Source organism: Paraburkholderia sp. RL17-347-BIC-D (genome assembly GCF_046027915.1).
In the GTDB taxonomy this organism is placed as follows: domain Bacteria; phylum Pseudomonadota; class Gammaproteobacteria; order Burkholderiales; family Burkholderiaceae; genus Paraburkholderia.
The window spans coordinates 1-254 of sequence record NZ_JARESS010000304.1 but is presented as its reverse complement, the minus strand read 5'-3'; the positions used below and the strand labels follow the sequence as shown (position 1 = coordinate 254).

Below are 254 nucleotides of genomic sequence, written 5' to 3'. Positions count from 1 at the left end.
CTCTCGAAGGAAGCGGGCAACAGCAAGCTGTTCAATATCGCCGAGCGGCTGGAGTCGGTGATGTGGGACGCGAAGAAGATGTTCCCGAATCTGGACTGGTTCAGCGCGGTCTCGTATCACATGATGGGTGTGCCCACGGCCATGTTCACGCCGCTCTTCGTGATCTCGCGCACGGCCGGCTGGAGCGCGCACATCATCGAGCAGCGCGTCGACAACAAGATCATCCGTCCGAGCGCGAATTACACCGGACCTGA

The 254-nt window shown here is 60.2% G+C and carries 1 protein-coding gene; it reads left to right on the top strand.

What is annotated here, in order from left to right; translation table 11 throughout:
- A partial coding sequence (locus tag P0D96_RS48680) for a citrate/2-methylcitrate synthase (RefSeq protein ID WP_408321536.1) occupies positions 1–254 on the top strand: 254 nt, incomplete at both ends.